Here is a 14,968-nt window from a genome sequence, read left to right as displayed (position 1 = left end):
TCTCTAGCGACGCGGGAGGAACCGGCGCGCCGCGCCGAGGGCCGTCCGGAGTTCGGGAGCGCGGAGGAGTCCGAGGACGGCGAGGTACACGAGGAGCGCGACGGCGGCGATGGCGAGCGTCGCGAGGACCGCGGGGCCCTTGTCCGAGGCCGCCCAGCCCTCGACGCCGCCGAGGAGGAGGAACGTGAGCCACCCGGCGGCGGCGGCGGGGACCGCGGCCGCGAGGAAGCGCAGGTACGACAGAGCCGCCGGGCGGAGCCCCAGCGGGCCGATCTTGCGGCGCAGCAGCCAGACCGCGAGGCACAGCTGGACGATGTTCGCGATCGACTGTCCGAGCGCGATGCCGAAGCCGAGGAGGGGCAGCGGGAGGAGGACGAACGCGGCGATCGCCGTGATGATCACGAGCACGGCCTGCACGGCGGTGAACACGAACGGCGTGCGGGTGTCGTGGTGCGCGTAGAACGTGCGCTGGATGCCGAACTGGATCGACAGCGGGAGGAGCGCGATGAGGTATCCGCCGAGGACGAGGGCGAACTGCACGGCCCCGCTCGGGCCGTCCGTGAAGATCCGCGAGACGGGCACGATCGCTGCGACGATCGCCGCCAGCGCGCCCACCATGAACACGCCGATGATGCGGATGGAGGCATCCAGGTCGGTGCGCACCTCGTCGTGGCGACCGGCCGCGACGTGCTCGCTGAGGCGGGTGAAGTACGGGGTGCCGATGGAGAGCACGATCACCGAGAACGGCAGCATGAAGACGAGCCACGCGTACTGCAGGGCCGCGACCGACGCGCCCTCGCCGGATGCCCGGCCGACGAGGTTCGTCTGCACGAGTCCGGCGAGCTGACCGACGACGACCATGAGGAAGGTCCAGCCGGCCAGGCGCGCGATGTGCCGGAGACCGATGCCCCGCCACGCGAAGTCGGGCCGGACGTGCAGGCCGGCACGGCGCCAGAACAGCAGGAGCACGAGCGCCTGCGCGACGATGCCGAGGGTGGCCGTGCCGCCCATGACCGCGACCATCTCCGGCGTCCATCCCGTCGCGTCGCGGTGCAGGCCGAAGAGCCAGATGAAGGCGGCGAAGCCGGCGATGGAGACGACGTTGTTGATGATCGGCGACCACGCGAACGGACCGAAGACGCGGCGCGCGTTGAGGATCTCGCCGAGCAGCGCGTAGAGGCCGTAGAACAGCAGCTGCGGGAGGCACCAGTAGGCGAAGGCGAGGGTCAGCGCGGCGCTCTCCGGGCTGAGCTGGGAGCCGTAGAGCTGGACGAGCAGGGGCGCGGCGATCACCGCGACGACGGTCGTCGCTGCGAGGGCGACGACCCCGAGCGTCAGCAGCTTCGAGACGAAGGCGCTGCCGCCGTCCCGGTGGGCGGCGGCCTTGACGATCTGGGGCACGATCACGCCGGCGAGCAGCCCCGAGGAGATGATCGCGTAGATGTTGTTGGGCAGCTGGTTGGCGATCGCGAACGAGTCGGCGGCGCGCGTGCCGATCGTGCCGAGGGCGGCGGCCAGCACGATGTTGCGCAGGAGTCCCGTGATGCGCGAGACGAGCGTTCCGGCCGCGACGGTGGCACTGGCGCGGGACAGGCTAGACATCGGCGTCCTCGGTGGCTTCGTCGGTGGAGTGCGGCGCGGCTTCGTCGGCCGTGGCCTCGTCGGGTGCCGCCGCGCGCCGCCGCCGCATCCGCAGCACGGTCCGGATGACGCCGAAGACCAGGAGACCGGCGACGAGGACGGCCATGACGATGACGCCCACCGACTCCCACTCGGCTCGCACGCTGACGCCGACCGCGACCGGCTCGCCGATGGCGACCATCGACGGGCTCCGCAGCTGCAGGTCGATCGTGGACTCCCCGGAGCCCACGCGGGCTTCGACGCGTACCTCGGCGCGGGTGTTCTGCGCCGCCTCGGCGTCGACCGGGGTGGTCCGCTGCACGACGAGGCGCGCGTCGTTGGGCGCTGCGATGAGGACGAGCGAGACGGGCCAGCGCAGATCGTTGCGGATCGAGAAGCGCATCGGCGCGGCCGACCCGAGCAGCGTCTTGTCGCCGGCGCGGACGATCGCCACCGCGCCGAGCGTGTCCTGGGTCTGCGCGCGGTGGTCGGCCACGGCGTCGCCCCACGACGCGAGCTCTCCCCGCCAGCCGTTGCCGAGGAGCTGCAGCACGGCGGCCCGCTCGGCTCCCGTGATCAGGGTCGGGTCGGCGAGGATCGTCGCGAACGCCGTCAGCTCGGTCTCGTCGTCCTGGAACGCGCGGAGCGCGGCGACGCGCGCGACGTCGGGCTGCACCGACTGCAGGTCGACGGTGGCCGGCGTGCCGGCGAGGACCTCGCGCAGGGTCACCGCCGAGCGGCCCGGAAGCCCCGTCGCGGTCGCGATGGCATCGTGCAGGGCGGCGCGGGAGCGGTCGGCGCCGCGGTCGACGGTCACGAGCAGCGTGGCGCCGGGGGCTTCGCGGCCGGCTGCCTGGGCGTAGGCGGCCGCGGCGGCCTGCGCGGCGGCGCGGGGAACGGCATCCTCGGTCGCGGCGGCGGTCTGCAGCGCCTCCGAGACGGCCGCGTCGTAGACGAGCAGCTGCGCGTCGCCGGCCACGGCGCGCGCGGGCACCGCGCCCGCCGCGGTCGTCACGCTGGAGGGGACGAGCGTGAGGGATGCTGCCCCGTCGGGGGCGACGTCGCCCAGTGCCGCGACGGTCTCCGCCCCCGCGGTGCCGCTCGCGGGCCAGAAGATCGTCCCCGCGGAGGCCCCGATGCCGGTGAGCGCCTCGAGGTCGGGGAGGGACGCCGCACTGCCGGGGGTCGGGCTCGGCTCCGGGGAGGCGGCGGTGCCGGTGAAGTTCGCCGCATCCAGGTAGGAGGTGAGGGGCAGGGGGGAGAGTGGGCGGCCCAGCCCCGCGGCGATCTGCGATGCCAGGTCGGCGTCGCCGAACTGCAGTGCGAACCGCGAGTTCGGCAGGGCCAGCAGTTCGTCGAGCCAGCTGACGGCTGCGGGGGGCGCGGACTCGCCGAGGACCCGGATGGCCGCCGGGAGGGCGGGATCGATGGCGAGGACGGCGGCCGTGCCGGCCACGGCGTCGAGCTGGTCGCGCAGCGTCCCCCCGTCGGCGGTGAGCTCGCGGAGCTGGTCCGCCGTGAGCAGTCCGTCGCTCAGCGCCCCGGCCGTGATCGGGACGACGACGGCGATGTCGGCCGGTGCGGCACCCGCATCCGGGACCGTGATGACGCTGGCGGACGTGAGTTCCCCCTGGGCCGAGGCGTAGGTCGCCAGGAGCGGGTACACGCCCGGCGCCAGGCCGTCGACGCCGGTGGAGGCGGATTCGATGGCGATCGTCGTGGTGCGCGCGCCGTGCGCGGCGAGCGAATCGATCGTCGTCGTCGCGATCGGTGTGAGCGGCAGTGGCGGTCGCTCGTCGCCGAGCCACGCGTCCAGGGAATCGCGGGTGGCCAGCGCGTCGCGTCCGATCGCGATCGTGACATCCCCGGCCGCCACCGTCGAATCGGTGGGATTGCCCGCCGTGAGGGAGACGATGAGGCTCTGCCCGTCGGCGACGACGCCGTCTCCCCGCGGACCCATCGCGAACGTCAGGGGCGGGCTGGCGGGCGGCCCGGCGGCGACGGCAGCGAGCGGTGACGCGACGAGGGCCAGGATCACCGCGACCGCGGCCGCGAGGCGCGTGCGCGTCGCACGCCGCGGGCGCGCGGCACGCGGGCCCGATGAAGGCGAAGTCAGGGTCATGGCGGGGATTCACTCCTGTGCGATCCATGACCGCACGATCAGGTGCGATTCTATGGTCCCGGCCCTGAGCGCTCCCCGTGACGGGCCGCGCGGAGCCGGATCGACGCGATTGAATGGACCGGTGACCTCTGCACCCGCGACTCCCCATCCCGCCCTCGTCGCCGCATTGCGGGCGGACCTGACGTCCGCGGGATACACCGCCGACGCCGTCCGCGGCGCGTGGGGGTCGCTCGCCGACGAGGCGATCGGCCACGGCCTGCACGGGCCCGCGCTCGCCGCCCTGGGCGAGCGCACGGATGCCCTCGCCGTGCTGTGCCGCCTGCTCTTCCTCGGCGCTCCCGCCCCGAGGGCGGCGGTGGACGCCGCCCTGCCGTCGCTCGGCGCGGAGGGACTCGCCGCGCTGGGTCTCGCCGACCGGGACGGCGACACCGTGCGCGCGACGGCGCTCGTACGCCCGCAGGACTTCGCCGACGCGCGCGGCGCGGGGCAGTGGTGGATCGCGAGCGACCTCGACGAAGCTGCGATCGGCGGGGCCCTGCCGACCGGCCACGTGCTGGGCGTCGGCGGAGCATCGCTCACGCTCGCCGGCCTGCAGCTGCCCGGTCACGCGGGGCTCGCGCTGGATGTCGGCACGGGATGCGGCATCCAGGCGCTGCGCGCGCGCCGCACGGTCGACCGGGTCGTGGCGACCGACGTCTCGGCGCGCGCCCTGGCGTTCACGGCCCTCAACGCCCTCCTCAACGACGTCGACGGCATCGAGGTGCGTCTCGGCAGCCTCTTCGAGCCGGTCGCCGGCGAGCTGTTCGACCGGGTGGTCTCCAACCCGCCGTTCGTCATCACCCCGCGCGTCGAGGGCGTTCCGGAGTACGAGTACCGTGACGGCGGCATGGCCGGAGACGATCTCGTCGCGGCGTTCGTGCGCGGCGTCGGGCAGGTGCTCGCACTCGGCGGCACCGCGCAGCTGCTCGGCAACTGGGAGTACCGGACGGGCGCCGACGGTCTCGACCGCGTGCGGGAGTGGGTCGCGGCCTCGCCCGTGCCGCTGGACGCCTGGGTCGTGGAGCGGGAGCTCCTCGATCCCCTCGCCTATGCGGAGCTGTGGGTGCGCGACGGCGGCACGGCGCCCGGTTCTCCGGCGTACGCCCGGCTCGTCGAGGCATGGCTGGCCGATTTCGCGGATCGCGAGGTGACGGCCATCGGGTTCGGGTATCTCCTGCTGCGCCGGGCGGAGGACGAGCCGACCCTCGCGCGGTACGAGCGGATCACGCAGGGCGTCGGGGACGCCCTGGGCATCCATCAGGGCGCGGCGCTCACCGCCTGGGACCGTCTCGCGCGCACCGACGACGAGGCGCTCGCCCGCGCCGTGCTCACCGTCGCCGACGACGTCACCGAGGCGCGGCATCACCTGCCGGGAGCGGAGGCGCCGAGCGTCATCGAGTTGCGGCAGGGCGGCGGCTTCGCCCGCACGGTGCAGGTCGACCCCGCCCTCGCCGCGCTCGTGGGCGCGTGCGACGGCGACCTGCCGGTGGGGGTGCTCATCTCCGCGATCGCCGACCTCCTCGAGGCGGATGCCGCGGCGCTGTCCGCCGACCTCCTGCCGCGGGTGCGGGAGCTCCTGTTCACCGGGTTCCTCGCCTGGGGGTGATGGCGCCCGCCGGTAGGCTCGAACGCATGCTCAACATGGCCGAGGGACTCGCGCGTCTGGGCGCCCTGGCCGCTTCGCCCGTCGTGGCGAGCCTCGGCGAGGCCTTCGCGACCGCCGGTTTCGAACTCGCCGTCGTGGGCGGTCCGGTGCGCGACGCGCTGCTCGGACGTCTGACGAACGACCTCGACTTCACGACCGACGCGCGGCCCGACGACATCCTGCGGATCGTGAAGCCCCTCGCGAGCGCGCACTGGGACATCGGTCGCGCCTTCGGCACCATCGGCGCGCGGGTCCGCGGCGAGCAGGTCGAGATCACGACGTATCGCGCCGACAGCTACGACGGCGTCACCCGCAAACCCACCGTCGAGTTCGGCGACACGCTCGAGGACGACCTCCGCCGCCGGGACTTCACCGTCAACGCGATGGCGCTCCGCGTGCCCGGGCCCGCCCTCGTCGACCCCGCCGGCGGCGTGGAGGACCTCGTCGCCGGGACGCTGCGGACACCCGTCGACCCGGCCGTGAGCTTCGGCGACGATCCGCTGCGGATGCTCCGCGCCGCGCGCTTCGCGGCCCAGCTCGGCTTCGACCCCGCGCCGGAGGTGCTCGAGGCGGTCGAGCGCCTGCGCGAGACGCTCGTGATCGTCAGCCCGGAGCGCATCCAGGGCGAGCTCGTCAAGCTGCTGCAGACCGATGCGCCGGATCGCGGCATCCGGATCCTCGTCGAGACGGGTCTCATCGAGCTGTTCCTCCCCGAGGTGCCGGCGCTGCGCCTCGAGGTCGACGAGCACCACCATCACAAGGACGTGTACGAGCACTCCCTCACGGTGCTGCGCCAGGCCATCGACCTGGAGCGCGAGCGGAACCCCGGGGCGGCCCCCGACGTCACGCTCCGCCTCGCCGCGCTCCTGCACGACATCGGCAAGCCGGCGACCCGGAAGCTGGAGCCCGCCGGCGGCGTCAGCTTCCACCACCACGACGTGAAGGGCGCGCGGATGGCGCGCAAGCGCCTGCAGGCCCTGCGCTTCGACGGCGACACGATCTCCTCGGTGACGCAGCTCATCGAGCAGCACCTGAGGTTCTTCGGCTACGCGGAGGGCGCCTGGACCGACTCGGCCGTCCGCCGGTACGTCCGTGACGCGGGGCCCGAGCTCGAGCGACTGCACATCCTGACCCGCGCCGACGTCACGACGCGCAACCGCCGCAAGGCCGCGCGACTGGCGTCGGCGTACGACGACATCGAGCGGCGGATCGCGGAGCTCGCCGAGCAGGAGGAGCTCCAGGCGATGCGGCCCGAGCTCGACGGCAACCGCATCCAGGAGATCCTCGGCATCCCACCCGGCCCCGAAGTGGGTCAGGCGTACCGGTTCCTCCTCGATGTGCGCCTCGACGAGGGCGTCATCGGCCCGGAGGCCGCGGAGCAGCGCCTGCGCGCCTGGTGGGCGACCCGCGCCTGACGGCACGTCGTCCCGCATGCGCCGCGCCCGCGCGGTGCGAACTGCAGGATGGACTGTGACCCGTGGGACTCCTGAGCCTCGTGGGCCTCACCCGTCACACTCGATCCTGCGGTTCGCTGTGCGCGGGGCGCCCGTGGGCGGCGACGGCCGGCACGGCGCGCGGTACTCACGGCCGGGCGCCTCGCCGCCGGCGGCGGCGTCCTGGCAGGATGAGGAGCAGCCGCGGAAGGGACGACCATGAGCGACAACCCTGCATCCCCCGACCGACCGAGCCCCGCGCTGACGGCGCTCGCCGAGGCGCACGGCGTCGCGACGCAGTACTGGTCGTTCTTCGGCGAACAGGTCACCGTGCCCGCCGCGACGCTCCGCGCCGTGCTGCGCGCGATGGGCGTCGATCCGCTGACCGACGCCGACATCGACGACGCGCTCGCCGCCGTGCGAGCCGAGCCGTGGCGCGGCCTGCTGCCGCCCTCCGCGGTCGTGCGCCAGGAAGGGGGCACCATCGCGGTGCACGTCGCGGACGGGCACGACGTGACGCTCAGCGTCGCGCTGGAGGACGGCTCATGGCGCGACCTGTCCATCCCCGACCAGCAGGCCGAGTCGCGCGAGATCGACGGCACGACGGTGTGGCGGGTGCAGGTGCCGCTCCCCGGCGACCTGCCGCTCGGCTGGCACACGCTGCACGCCTGGCAGCGGCCGTTCGGCGGCGGCGAGGTCGACCGCACGGCATCCTGCGTGTTCGTCGTCACCCCGAACCGGCTCCCGGAGCCGCCGAGCCGCCCGGGGCGCGGTGGCCGCGGCTGGGGCCTCATGGCCCAGCTGTACTCGGTGCGCTCGCAGGACTCGTGGGGCATGGGCGACTTCGCCGATCTCGCCGATCTCGCGGCGATCGCCGGGCGCCGCGGCGCCGACTTCCTCCTCGTGAACCCGATCCACGCGGCCGAGGTCACGGTCCCGATCGAGCCGTCGCCGTACCTGCCGGCCACCCGTCGCTTCCTCGCGCCGCTGTATGTGCGGCCCGAGGACGTCCGCGAGGCGGCGTACCTGGCCCCCGCGGACCGGGCCGTCGTGGACGACGCGCGCACGCCGGTCGCGGCGAGCGACACCGACCCCCGGCGCATCGATCGCGACGCCGTCTGGACCGCGAAGCGCGCCGCGCTCGCCCTCATCCATGCCGCGCCGCGCTCTGCGGCACGCCAGGCAGAGCTCGACGCGTTCCTCCGGCGCGAGGGGCAGCCCCTGCAGGACTTCGCCCTCTGGTGCGCGCTCGAAGAGCACTTCGCCGACACGCTCCCCGCCGGCGCCGAGCGCCCCGCGGCGGCGTGGGACATCTCCTCGCCGCTCGTCGCCGAGCTGCGTACGCCGCTCGCGGACCGGGTCGACTTCCACGCCTGGCTGCAGTGGATCGCCGACGAGCAGGTCGCCGCGGCGCAGGCCGCCGCGACGGCATCCGGCATGCGGATCGGCGTCATGCACGACCTCGCCGTGGGCGTGCACACCAAGGGGTCGGATGCCTGGTCGCTGCGCGACATGTACGCCCAGGGCATCACCGTCGGGGCGCCCCCCGACATGTACAACCAGCAGGGACAGGACTGGAACCAGCCGCCCTGGCTGCCGCCGGCCCTCGCCCGCGCCGGGTATGCGCCGCTGCGCGACATGATCCGGACCCTCCTCCGGCATGCCGGGGCGCTGCGCATCGACCACGTGATCGGGCTCTTCCGGCTGTGGTGGATCCCGACCGGGCTGGGCGCGGGCGCCGGGACCTACGTCCGGTACGACCACGAGGCGATGATCGGCGTGCTCGCCCTCGAGGCGCACCGCGCGGGGGCCGTCCTCATCGGCGAGGACCTCGGCAACGTCGAGCCGTGGGTGCGCGACTACCTGTCGGCCCGCGGCATTCTCGGCACCAGCGTCCTGTGGTTCGAGCAGGAGGAGGACGGTCCCCGGCCGCCCGAGCGCTGGCGGCGGGAGCTCCTCGCGACCGTCAACACGCACGACCTGCCCCCCACCGCCGGCTACCTCGCCGACGAGCACGTCGCGCTGCGCGCGCGCCTGGGCCTGCTCGAGCAGTCCGTCGAGGACGCGCTCGCCGACGCCGCGGCGGAACGGGGCGCGATGCTGCGGCTCCTCCGCGAGCGCGGCCTCATCGGGGCAGAGCCGACCGAGCAGGAGGTCATCGAGGCGCTGAACGTCCTCATCACGGCATCGCCGTCGCTGCTGCTCGGCGTCGCCCTCGTGGATGCCGTGGGCGAGCGCCGCGTCCAGAACCAGCCCGGGACCGACAAGGAGTATCCGAACTGGCAGATCCCGCTCGCCGACGGCGACGGGCGGGCGGTGCTCGTCGAGGACCTCGCGCACAACGAGCGGTTCCTGTCCCTCACGGCCGCGGTCGACGACGCGCTGCGCGCCTGATCGGCCGCCCCGGCGGCACGCGGTGCCGCGGCCCCCGGGTTTCAGTCTCGTTACGAATTGGGCGCGAGGCACGATTTGCGGCCGGGTCGGGTGAAAGATAGCGAGTTGGACCCGTCTGCCGACGGGACCGTCATCGACACAGCAGAGGTACACATGTCACTGCACCACAGCACGCGGGGCCGCGCCGGCCTCGCCATCGGGGCGCTCGGCGTCTCGGCGCTCCTCCTGGCCGGCTGCGCCGGCGGCGGCGCCCAGAACAACGGCGACGACGCGTCGTCGGCCGAGCCCATCATCGTCGGCACGACCGACAAGGTCACGACCCTCGACCCGGCCGGCTCCTACGACAACGGCTCGCTCGCCGTGCAGACCCAGGTCTTCCCGTACCTGGTCAACACCGACTACAACAGCACCGAGGTCGTGCCCGACCTCGCCGAGTCGGCGGAGTTCACCTCCCCGACCGAGTACACCGTGACGCTGCCGGCCGGTCTGAAGTGGGCCAACGGCAACGACCTGACGTCGGCCGACGTGAAGTTCTCCTTCGACCGCAACGTCGCCATCGCCGACCCGAACGGCGCGTCGAGCCTCCTCTACAACCTCGACAGCGTCGAGACCCCGGACGACACGACCGTCGTCTTCAAGCTCAAGACGGAGAACGACCAGGTCTTCCCGTTCATCCTGACGAGCTTCCCGGGCGCCATCGTCGATGACGAGGTCTTCGCGGCCGACGCGCTGACCCCCGACGCCGACATCGTCGACGCCAACGCCTTCGGCGGTCCCTACACGATCACCTCGTGGGACTTCAACAAGACCGTCGAGTTCACGCCGAACGAGGAGTACCAGGGCCTCCTCGACGCGCCCGTCAACGGCGGCGTCATCCTCAGCTACTACGGGGAGTCGTCGAACCTGAAGCTCGCCGTGCAGGAGGGCGACATCGACGTGGCGTACCGCAGCCTGTCCGCGACCGACGTCGAGGACCTGAAGGGTCGCGACAGCGTCAAGGTCGTCGACGGCCCCGGCGGCGAGATCCGCTACATCGTGTTCAACTTCAACACGCAGCCGTACGGCGCCGGCACGAGCGAGGCGGACCCCGCGAAGGCTCTCGCCGTCCGTCAGGCCGTGGCGGACCTGGTCGACCGCGAGGCGATCTCGGAGCAGGTCTACAAGGGCACCTACACGCCGCTGTACTCCTACGTCCCGGAGGGCTTCGCCGGCGCGACCGACGCGCTGAAGGGCCTGTACGGCGACGGCGACGGCGGTCCGGATGCCGCGAAGGCGAAGGCCACGCTGGAGGCTGCGGGCGTGACCACGCCGGTCAAGCTCAGCCTGCAGTACAGCCCCGACCACTACGGTCCCTCCTCGGGTGACGAGTACGCGCTCGTGAAGGAGCAGCTCGAGGCCGACGGCCTGTTCGAGGTCGACCTGAAGTCCACCGAGTGGGTCCAGTACTCCAAGGACCGCACGGCCGACGTCTACCCGGCGTACCAGCTCGGCTGGTTCCCGGACTACTCCGACGCGGACAACTACCTGACGCCGTTCTTCCTCAAGGAGAACTTCCTCGGCAACCACTACGACAACCCCGAGGTCAACGACCTGATCCTCGAGCAGGCCGTGGAGCCGGATGTCGACACCCGCACCGGGATGATCGAGCAGATCCAGGAGCTCGTCGCCGGCGACCTGTCCACCGTCCCGCTGCTGCAGGGCGCCCAGGTCGCGGTGACCGGAGCCGACGTCGAGGGCGTACTCCTCGACGCGTCGTTCAAGCTCCGGTTCGCCCCGATCACGAAGTAGACGGAATGAGCACCGGTGGGGCGGTCCGCAGGTCGGGCCGCCCCACCGCCTTTCCGTCCGCACGACCCGGGCTCCGCCCGGCCCACAGTTAGGCTCTCTCCATGACGATCGACCTCGCCGCGGCACCGGTCGACCAACCGCCCGCAGCTCTCGCCGCATCCCGTAAGAGCGGCGGCTCCTTCGGCCGCTATGTGCTGGTGCGGTTCCTGCTGATGATCCCGACGGTGTTCATCCTCGTCACCCTCGTCTTCTTCCTCCTCCGACTGACCGGCGACCCCATCACGGCCGCGCTCGGCGGACGCCTGCCCGCCGACCAGCTCGCCGAGCGCATCGCCGAGGCGGGCTACGACCGCCCGATCATCGTGCAGTACCTCGAGTACCTGGGTCAGATCTTCACCGGCAACTTCGGCACGACGCTCACCGACAACCGGCCGGTCGGCGAAGTCCTCATCACCTACGGCACCGCCACGTTCGAACTCGTCGTCTACGCCCTCGTGGTGGCCCTCATCGTCGGGATCCCGCTCGGCATGGTCGCTTCCGCGCTCCGTGACCGCTGGCCGGACGCGGTGCTGCGCGTCGCCGCCATCCTCTTCTACGCGACGCCCGTGTTCTTCGCCGGCCTCGTCGGGAAGCTCGTCTTCTCGGTGTGGCTGGGCTGGCTCCCCGTCAGCGGCCGCGCCGACGCGCGGACCGGCATCGCCCTCAACCGCGGCGACGGCACCGGCATCTACCTCATCGACGCCCTCGCGACGGGCAACGGCGCCTACGTCCAGGACGTCATCGAGCACGCCGTCCTCCCGGCCGTGACGCTCGGACTGGTCACGGCGGGGATCTTCCTGCGGCTGGTCCGCACGAACGTCATCGGGACCTACAACATGCCGTTCGTGGATGCCGCCCGCTCGCGCGGCGTCGGGGAGTTCCGCCTCGTCCGCAAGCACGCGTACCGGCCGGCCCTCATCCCGATCATCACGGTCATCGGCATGCAGATCGCCCTCATGCTCGGCGGGGCCGTGCTGACCGAGACGACGTTCGAGTGGAACGGACTCGGGTCGCAGCTGACCCACTACCTCGCCGCTCGCGACTACGTCGCCGTGCAGGGCATCGTCGCGATGATCGCGATCATCGTGGCCGCCACCAACTTCCTCGTCGACATCATCGCGGCGTTCATCGACCCGAGGGTGAGGTACTGACGATGGCCGAGCGCACGCTCCTCGATCGCCTGCCGGTCGTCCACCAGCTCCGGCAGAGCGTCGGACTCCAGCGCGGCATGCTCGTCGCGGGTCTCATCATGACCCTCGTCTTCCTCCTCTGCGCCGCCCTGGCGCCGTGGATCGCCCCGTACAGCTACAGCCAGCTGCGCGGCGCGGACGGCGTGAACTTCGGCGCTCAGCAGCCGCCGAGCGCCGACCATCTGCTGGGCACGACCGTCGGCGGGTTCGACGTGTTCTCCCGCGTGGTCTGGGGCTCGCAGACGGCGCTGCTCGTCGTCGTGATCGCCGTGCTCCTCTCGGTCTTCATCGGCATCCTCCTCGGGCTCGTCTCCGGCTATCTCGGCGGCTGGGTCGACCGCGTGCTCGTCGTGATCGCCGACGCGATCTACGCCTTCCCGACCCTGCTGCTCGCGATCGTCGTCGCGATCGCCATCAGCGGCGGCCAGTCCGATCTGTGGTCCGGCGTCATGGCGGCGGCGGTGTCGATCACCGTCGTGTTCATCCCGCAGTACTTCCGCGTCGTCCGTGCGGAGGTCGTGCGGGTGAAGTCCGAGGCGTTCGTCGAATCGGCGAAGGTCATCGGCGCCTCGACCGGCCGCATCATGTTCCGTCACGTGCTCCGCAACGCGACACGGACGCTGCCGCTCGTCGTGACGCTGAACGCGTCCGAGGCCATCTCGACGCTCGCCGCCCTCGGCTTCCTCGGCTTCGGCATCGAGCCGACGAAGGCGGCCGAGTGGGGCTTCGACCTCAACCGCTCGATCAGCGACGTCGCGGCCGGCATCTGGTGGACCTCCATCCCCCCGGGCCTCGCGATCGTCTTCACGGTGCTCGGGGTCACGCTCATCGGCGAGAGCCTCAACGACCTCGCCGATCCGCGCCTGCGCGCGCGTCGGCGTGCCGGCAAGAGCCGGACCCCGGGCGACGCCGTCGCGGCCACCGTGCCCACGGCCCGCGAAGAGCTCGGGGAGGTGCAGTGATGACCATCGCAGATCCGTCGGACCGCGTCGTGGAGATCCGCGACCTCGATGTGACGTTCGCCACCGACGGCGGCGACGTCTTCGCCGTTCGCGACGTGTCGCTCGAGGTGCGCCGCGGTGAGGTGCTCGCGATCGTCGGCGAGTCCGGCAGCGGCAAGACCGTGACGGCGCGCTCGATCCTCGGGCTCCTGCCCGAGACCGCGACCGCGAGCGGCGCCGTCATCCTCGACGGCGTCGACGTCGTCAGCATGGGCCGGGAGCAGCTGCGTCAGGTGCGCGGCACCAAGGCGGCGATGATCTTCCAGGAGCCGTCCACGGCGCTGAACCCCGTCTTCACGGTGGGCTGGCAGCTTGCGGAGGGACTGCGCGCGCACCAGAAGATCTCGAAGAAGGCGGCCCGTGCCCGGGCCATCGAGATGCTGCGACTCGTCGGCATCCCGGATCCCGAACATCGCGTGGGCCACTATCCGCACCAGTTCTCCGGCGGCCAGAAGCAGCGCATCGTCATCGCGATGGCGCTGGCGCTCGAACCGGCCGTGATCCTCGCCGACGAGCCGACCACCGCGCTCGACGTCACGGTGCAGGCGGAGATCCTCGAGCTGCTGCGCCGCCTCCGCGACGACTTCGGGACGGCCATCGTCCTCATCACCCACAACATGGGTGTCGTCGCCGACCTCGCCGACCGGGTCGCCGTGATGCTCAACGGCGAGATCGTCGAGAGCGCCCCCGCCCGGGAGCTCTTCGCCGCGCCGCAGCACGAGTACACCCAGCGGCTGCTGGCCGCCGTGCCGCGCCTGGAGATCGTCGACCGGACGCCGCCCGCCGGCGTGGCCGGCGAGGCCGTCGTGCAGGCCGAGGGCCTCATCATCGAGTATCCGGGGCGTCTCGGCACCCCCGCGTTCCGCGCCGTCGACGGGGTGAACTTCCGGATCGGACCCGGGGAGGTGCTGGGCCTCGTCGGCGAGAGCGGTTCGGGCAAGACCACGATCGGCCGCGCGATCGCCGGGCTCGCGCCGGTGTCGGGGGGCTCGCTGCGCGTGCTCGGCGCGGAGATGAACGGCATCAAGGAGCGCGAGTTCCGCAAGCTCCGCAAGGATCTCGGGTTCGTCTTCCAGGATCCGGCGACGAGCTTCAACCCGCTGCTCACCGTTGCGGAGTGCGTCGCCGAGCCGCTCGTCGTGCATGGCTCTGCGCGCCGCGCGTCCGATGCCCGCGACAAGGTCGACGAGCTTCTCGAGGCCGTCCAGCTGCCCAAGGCGTTCGGGGACCGATTCCCGCACGAGCTGTCCGGCGGCCAGCGTCAGCGTGCGTCCCTCGCCCGGGCGCTCGCGCTCGACCCGAAGCTGCTCATCGCCGACGAGCCGACGAGCGCCCTCGACGTCTCGGTCCAGGCGCGCGTCCTCGATCTGTTCGGCGAGCTGCAGGAGCGGTTCGGGTTCGCCACGCTGTTCATCACGCACGACCTCGCCGTCGTCGACCTGCTGGCGCACCGCGTCGTCGTGCTGCACCGCGGCCGCATCGCGGAGGAGGGTCCGACGGCCCAGGTGCTCGGCGACCCGCAGGACGATTACACGAAGCGGCTCATCGCCTCGCTGCCGGTGCCCGATCCCGTCGAGCAGGCCGCGCGCCGCGCGGCCGCACGGGAGGGATGACGCTCCGGTCCCTCTGACCGGACGAGCGCGGCGCGCGCCCGCCGGCGCGCGCCACGCGTTCATCGGCGCGCCACCTCGGCGTCA

General features: G+C 72.6%; 9 protein-coding genes. 7 read left to right on the top strand and 2 right to left on the bottom strand.

Going from position 1 to position 14,968, the window contains the following annotated elements; all coding sequences use genetic code 11:
• Nucleotides 1-3 precede the first annotated feature (3 nt).
• Together murJ and MSA03_RS05020 are read right to left on the bottom strand one after the other, a co-directional pair.
• Nucleotides 4-1,602: a murein biosynthesis integral membrane protein MurJ gene (murJ, locus tag MSA03_RS05025; RefSeq protein ID WP_147049889.1), complete on the bottom strand. Its 1,599-nt coding sequence runs from the start codon at nucleotides 1,600-1,602 to the stop codon at nucleotides 4-6.
• Complete coding sequence (locus tag MSA03_RS05020; protein ID WP_147049888.1) at nucleotides 1,595-3,742, bottom strand: DUF6049 family protein; 2,148 nt, start codon at nucleotides 3,740-3,742, stop codon at nucleotides 1,595-1,597. Before MSA03_RS05020 ends, murJ begins: the two co-directional genes overlap by 8 nt.
• 121 nt (nucleotides 3,743-3,863) lie before the next feature.
• On the opposite strand from MSA03_RS05020, the gene MSA03_RS05015 reads away from it, so the two are divergent.
• The 7 genes from MSA03_RS05015 (at nucleotide 3,864) to MSA03_RS04985 (ending at nucleotide 14,884) form a co-directional block, all read left to right on the top strand.
• On the top strand, nucleotides 3,864-5,387 hold the full coding sequence (locus MSA03_RS05015) for a DUF7059 domain-containing protein (RefSeq protein WP_244946324.1): 1,524 nt from the start codon (nucleotides 3,864-3,866) through the stop codon (nucleotides 5,385-5,387).
• Between the two features lie 26 nt (nucleotides 5,388-5,413).
• Entirely contained in the window at nucleotides 5,414-6,841 is a 1,428-nt protein-coding gene (locus MSA03_RS05010; protein ID WP_147049886.1) for a CCA tRNA nucleotidyltransferase, read from the top strand.
• A gap of 237 nt (nucleotides 6,842-7,078) precedes the next feature.
• Nucleotides 7,079-9,253, top strand: a complete 2,175-nt coding sequence (gene malQ / locus MSA03_RS05005; protein WP_147049885.1) for a 4-alpha-glucanotransferase — start codon at nucleotides 7,079-7,081, stop codon at nucleotides 9,251-9,253.
• Between the two features lie 153 nt (nucleotides 9,254-9,406).
• Nucleotides 9,407-11,041 (top strand): ABC transporter substrate-binding protein, encoded by a 1,635-nt coding sequence (locus MSA03_RS05000; RefSeq protein WP_147049884.1) that lies wholly within the window; start codon nucleotides 9,407-9,409, stop codon nucleotides 11,039-11,041.
• Nucleotides 11,042-11,142: 101 nt separating this feature from the next.
• Complete coding sequence (locus MSA03_RS04995; protein ID WP_147049883.1) at nucleotides 11,143-12,231, top strand: ABC transporter permease; 1,089 nt, start codon at nucleotides 11,143-11,145, stop codon at nucleotides 12,229-12,231.
• 2 nt (nucleotides 12,232-12,233) lie between these two features.
• Nucleotides 12,234-13,232 (top strand): ABC transporter permease, encoded by a 999-nt coding sequence (locus MSA03_RS04990; RefSeq protein WP_147049882.1) that lies wholly within the window; start codon nucleotides 12,234-12,236, stop codon nucleotides 13,230-13,232.
• Entirely contained in the window at nucleotides 13,232-14,884 is a 1,653-nt protein-coding gene (locus MSA03_RS04985; RefSeq protein ID WP_147049881.1) for an ABC transporter ATP-binding protein, read from the top strand. Before MSA03_RS04990 ends, MSA03_RS04985 begins: the two co-directional genes overlap by 1 nt.
• Nucleotides 14,885-14,968 lie beyond the last annotated feature (84 nt).

The sequence above is a fragment of the Microbacterium saccharophilum genome, from assembly GCF_007992455.1.
GTDB lineage: Bacteria > Actinomycetota > Actinomycetes > Actinomycetales > Microbacteriaceae > Microbacterium > Microbacterium saccharophilum.
The sequence above is the reverse complement of the archived record's forward strand: the minus strand, read 5'-3'. Positions and strand labels throughout refer to the sequence as shown.

Coding starts and splice junctions, on each gene's coding strand:
- murJ (WP_147049889.1), bottom strand. CDS start 1,602: ATGTCTAGCCTGTCCCGCGCCAGTGCCACCGTCGCGGCCGGAACGCTC.
- MSA03_RS05020 (WP_147049888.1), bottom strand. CDS start 3,742: ATGACCCTGACTTCGCCTTCATCGGGCCCGCGTGCCGCGCGCCCGCGG.
- MSA03_RS05010 (WP_147049886.1), top strand. CDS start 5,414: ATGCTCAACATGGCCGAGGGACTCGCGCGTCTGGGCGCCCTGGCCGCT.
- malQ (WP_147049885.1), top strand. CDS start 7,079: ATGAGCGACAACCCTGCATCCCCCGACCGACCGAGCCCCGCGCTGACG.
- MSA03_RS05000 (WP_147049884.1), top strand. CDS start 9,407: ATGTCACTGCACCACAGCACGCGGGGCCGCGCCGGCCTCGCCATCGGG.
- MSA03_RS04995 (WP_147049883.1), top strand. CDS start 11,143: ATGACGATCGACCTCGCCGCGGCACCGGTCGACCAACCGCCCGCAGCT.
- MSA03_RS04990 (WP_147049882.1), top strand. CDS start 12,234: ATGGCCGAGCGCACGCTCCTCGATCGCCTGCCGGTCGTCCACCAGCTC.
- MSA03_RS04985 (WP_147049881.1), top strand. CDS start 13,232: ATGACCATCGCAGATCCGTCGGACCGCGTCGTGGAGATCCGCGACCTC.